The sequence below is a fragment of the Bradyrhizobium sp. ORS 375 genome, from assembly GCF_000239775.1.
GTDB lineage: Bacteria > Pseudomonadota > Alphaproteobacteria > Rhizobiales > Xanthobacteraceae > Bradyrhizobium.
The window spans coordinates 1-3,692 of the sequence record NZ_CAFI01000431.1 but is presented as its reverse complement, the minus strand read 5'-3'; the positions used below and the strand labels follow the sequence as shown (position 1 = coordinate 3,692).

Here is a 3,692-nt window from a genome sequence, read left to right as displayed (position 1 = left end):
CCAAGGCTTTCTCGATCGAATCAGCCCACGAAATAGAAGCGGCCCCACGAAGGGGCCGCACTGTGTCCTCTACGACTCAGTGATTCGTATCAGCTCTTCAGAAGCGGGTTGATGCGCTTCTGAAACTCCTCGATCGAGGATTCGCCTTTGATCTTCTCGCCGTTGATGAAGAAGGTTGGCGTCGAATCCACTTTAAGAACGTCGCTGGCGTACTTCTGATCGGCGGCGATCTTATCGAGCAGCGCCTGATCCTTCAGGCAGGCTTCGACCTGCTGCTGGCTGAGGCCGGCCTGCTTGCCGATCCGGGTCAGGGTCTCGGTGGTGTTCTTGACCACCCAGTCGTTCTGCGAACGGAACAGCATGTCGGTGACGGCGAAATACTTCTGCGCGTCGTCCTTGGCGATGCAGCGGGTCAGCATCGAGCCGGCGGCGGCTTTGATGTCGAGCGGGAACTCGCGGAAGATGTAGCGGATCTTGCCGGTATCGATGTATTCGGCCTTCAGCTTCGGGAACACGGTGGCGTTGAACGCCGCGCAATGCGGGCAGGTCATCGAGGCGTATTCGACGATCGTGACGGCGGCATCCGCCGGGCCCAGGCCCATGTCCGGCAGCGACTGCGGCTTGGCGACATCGGCGGCGGTTTGCGCGAAGGCCTCCGAGATCAGCCGCAGCGGCGAGAAGCCGGCCAGCGCGGCGAGGCCGGTCAGCGACAGGGCGGCGGTGAAGGCGCGGCGGGTGATGATCAAGGCTCTGCTCCAAAGTGGGCGCCTGAGGCGCCTGAAACGCTCATAACTTGGCTTTTCGCTAGCTTGAAACCCGGTCTGAGGCAATGCCGCGCCTTAAGCAGGGATCAAACGGCGAACGTCAATTTCGCTTGATGGCGGCGCCGAGCCGGGCCAGCGCGTCGCGCAGCGCGTCGTCCTCGATCGCGGTCAGCGTCGAGGCGACCTTGGCCACCTTCTTCGGATCGGGCGGCGCCGGGCGCCGCTTCACCGGCGGCCGCGTCAGCGGGCCCTGGCGCAGCGCCAGCTTGCCGACCGCATGCCAGCCGAAGAAGCGGTTGACCCGCTCCAGGATGACATCAGACGAATGCTGGATCTCCAGCGCCATCGGCCCCTCGACGCGCAGGATCAGGGTCGCCGGCTCCTGCGGCTGGCCCTCGACCGGCCGCGGCCACTGCATCTTCAGCGGCTGGGCATGCTCGGCGATCTCGCGGCCGGCAATCTCCGGCCAGCGCGTCACGAGCTCACGCGCGGCAAAGCCCTGCTTGGCATAGGCGGCCGTCAGCACGTCGCCCATCATCAGCGCGAGAGGCTTTGCGGTGAGGCGGCCGGGCTTTGCCATGGTGCTTTCTCGCTGCCGTCACGCGGCGCGCGGACGGATCGCTTTCAGGTCGGGGGCAATCTCGCGCCGCCGCTGCATGAGGTCATAATCCATCTGAAGACCCAGGAAGAAGCCCTCGGAGACACGAAAATAGCGGGCGAGGCGCAGGTCGGTGTCTGCTGTGATGTCGCGCTTGCCGAGCACGATCTCGTTGATCCGGCGCGGTGGCACATGAACGGCGCGCGCCAGCGCGTTCTGGCTCAGTCCCATCGGCTTGAGGAACTCCTCCAGCAGGATCTCGCCGGGATGCGGATTGTGCAGCAGGTTGCTTCCAGCGGTGGTAGTCGACGATTTCGACATGCGCTGGTCCTCCATCATCCCAGACGAAGCAAATTCGCCATTGATCCTGATCGAATGTTGCCCGACGCGGTCGGCCTTCAAGGCCTCGAGCCGGTTCCCGGGCGGCACCCGGAGATCGTCGAGAACCCGCGCCTGATTCAGAAGACGAAGTTTGCGAAGTGCGACATCCTGAATGTCGGATGGCAATCTCCGGCTACGTCGGCCGCTCCATATCAGCTCCGTCTCGCGATCTGCGAAGCTCTGGATCATGACGGATTATAACGCGCGGCGTCATAGAAGGCGAGGACATTCTGGTGCGCTGCTTGAGCTGGGGACTTCCAGACCGGTGCGCTGGTCTAGTCTTTGTTTTCGCTTTATTGAAGAGGCGTGGCTAACCCCAAGGCTTCTCGAAAACACCAGCACGACACCGGCCTCGCCGAACGCCCGGCGCAACTGCTCGCGTGGTACGATCGCCACCGGCGGCGGTTGCCGTGGCGGGCGCCGGCCGGGCAGCGCTCGGATCCGTACCGGGTCTGGCTGTCGGAGATCATGCTGCAGCAGACCACGGTGAAGGCGGTCGGGCCGTATTTCGAGAAATTCCTGGCGCGCTGGCCGGATGTCTCGGCGCTCGGCGGCGCCGACCTTGAGGACGTGCTGCGGATGTGGGCCGGGCTCGGCTATTACTCGCGGGCGCGCAACCTGCACGCCTGCGCGGTGACTGTGCTGCGCGAGCATGGCGGCGTGTTCCCGGACACCGAGGAGGGCTTGCGCAAGCTGCCCGGCATCGGCCCGTACACGGCGGCCGCGATCGCCGCGATCGCGTTTGACCGCCAGACCATGCCGGTCGACGGCAACATCGAGCGCGTGACGACGCGGCTGTTCAGGATCGAGGAGGCGCTGCCGCAGGCCAAGCCGCAGATCCAGGTGCTTGCCGCGACCCTGCTCGGCCCGTCCCGCGCCGGCGACAGCGCCCAGGCCCTGATGGACCTCGGCGCCACCATCTGCACGCCGAAGAAGCCGGCCTGCTCGCTGTGTCCGTTGAACGAGGATTGCGCGGCGCGTGAGCGCGGCGACCAGGAGACGTTCCCGCGCAAGGCCGCCAAGAAGACCGGTGCGCTGCGGCGCGGTGCGGCGTTCTTCGTCGTCCGCGGTGACGATCTGCTGGTGCGCTCGCGCCCTGCGAAAGGCCTGCTCGGCGGCATGACCGAGGTGCCCGGCTCGGACTGGCTGGCCGGCCAGGAGGATGAAGAGGCCCTTGCGCAAGCGCCGGAACTTGGAGGCGTTAAGCGCTGGCACCGCAAGCTCGGTGTCGTCACCCACGTCTTCACGCATTTCCCATTGGAGCTCGTGGTCTACACGGCCAAGGTTCCGGCCCGCACGCGCGCGCCCGATGGCATGCGCTGGGTGCCGATCGCGACGCTCGACGGCGAGGCGCTGCCGAATGTGATGCGCAAGGTCGTCTCGCATGGGCTGGGGGAGTGAGGCAGCGCTTCGCGTGTAGTTTGTAGTCGTAGGGTGGGCAAAGGCGCGCTCCGAAACCTTGTAGTCCAGGCGATATTTCTACCGCGCCGTGCCCACCATCGCATCAGCGAGTCCGCCGCAACATGGTGGGCACGCCGCCGCCTCCGGCGGCCGCTTTGCCCACCCTACGGCGCCACAACCTCCACCGTCGTCCCGGCCTTGAGCCGGGACCCATACCCCCAGGGAGCGGTTTGAGGCACGCTGGTCATTGGCCTTTTGCCCATCACGACGGCCGTGGCGTATGGGTCCCGGATCGGCGCCACGACGCGCTTCGCGCGCCGTGGCTTGTCCGGGACAACGGCGGAGGGTGAGGCGGATTCACGGTTCAAACAGCGGCCTGCATCAGCAGGAAACAGTTGCATCAACAATGAAGGTAGAGCGGCGATGGACATGACCCCGCATTCTCGCGGCACTTCATGCCCGAGCTTTGCGATCGGTTCGTCCCTCGCACACATGCAGAGGGCGCAGGGAATGCCGGATGCTGGCCGCACCCATGGCCCGCCTGCAGA

At 65.7% G+C, this 3,692-nt stretch carries 4 protein-coding genes and 1 pseudogene; 1 reads left to right on the top strand and 4 read right to left on the bottom strand.

The annotated features are described in order from the left end of the window. Window positions 1-89 precede the first annotated feature (89 nt). The 4 genes and pseudogenes from BRAO375_RS28535 to BRAO375_RS37725 all read right to left on the bottom strand — a co-directional run. Window positions 90-746, bottom strand: coding sequence for a DsbA family protein (locus BRAO375_RS28535; RefSeq protein ID WP_009030903.1), 657 nt, complete (start codon window positions 744-746; stop codon window positions 90-92). A gap of 118 nt (window positions 747-864) precedes the next feature. Continuing rightward, a complete protein-coding gene (locus tag BRAO375_RS28530; RefSeq protein ID WP_008963313.1) occupies window positions 865-1,344 on the bottom strand; it encodes a DUF721 domain-containing protein in 480 nt (159 codons plus the stop codon). Window positions 1,345-1,362: 18 nt separating this feature from the next. Further along, on the bottom strand, window positions 1,363-1,683 hold the full coding sequence (locus tag BRAO375_RS37730) for a HigA family addiction module antitoxin (RefSeq protein WP_009030902.1): 321 nt from the start codon (window positions 1,681-1,683) through the stop codon (window positions 1,363-1,365). Beyond that, window positions 1,661-1,932, bottom strand: a pseudogene (locus BRAO375_RS37725) (type II toxin-antitoxin system RelE/ParE family toxin); the annotation flags it as partial. The gene BRAO375_RS37730 and the pseudogene BRAO375_RS37725, both read right to left, overlap by 23 nt. A 117-nt stretch (window positions 1,933-2,049) precedes the next feature. On the opposite strand from BRAO375_RS37725, the gene mutY reads away from it, so the two are divergent. After that, window positions 2,050-3,144 carry an A/G-specific adenine glycosylase gene (mutY, locus tag BRAO375_RS28515; protein ID WP_035642784.1) on the top strand — a complete coding sequence of 365 codons (1,095 nt, stop codon included), beginning with the start codon at window positions 2,050-2,052 and terminating at the stop codon, window positions 3,142-3,144. Window positions 3,145-3,692: the final 548 nt, after the last annotated feature.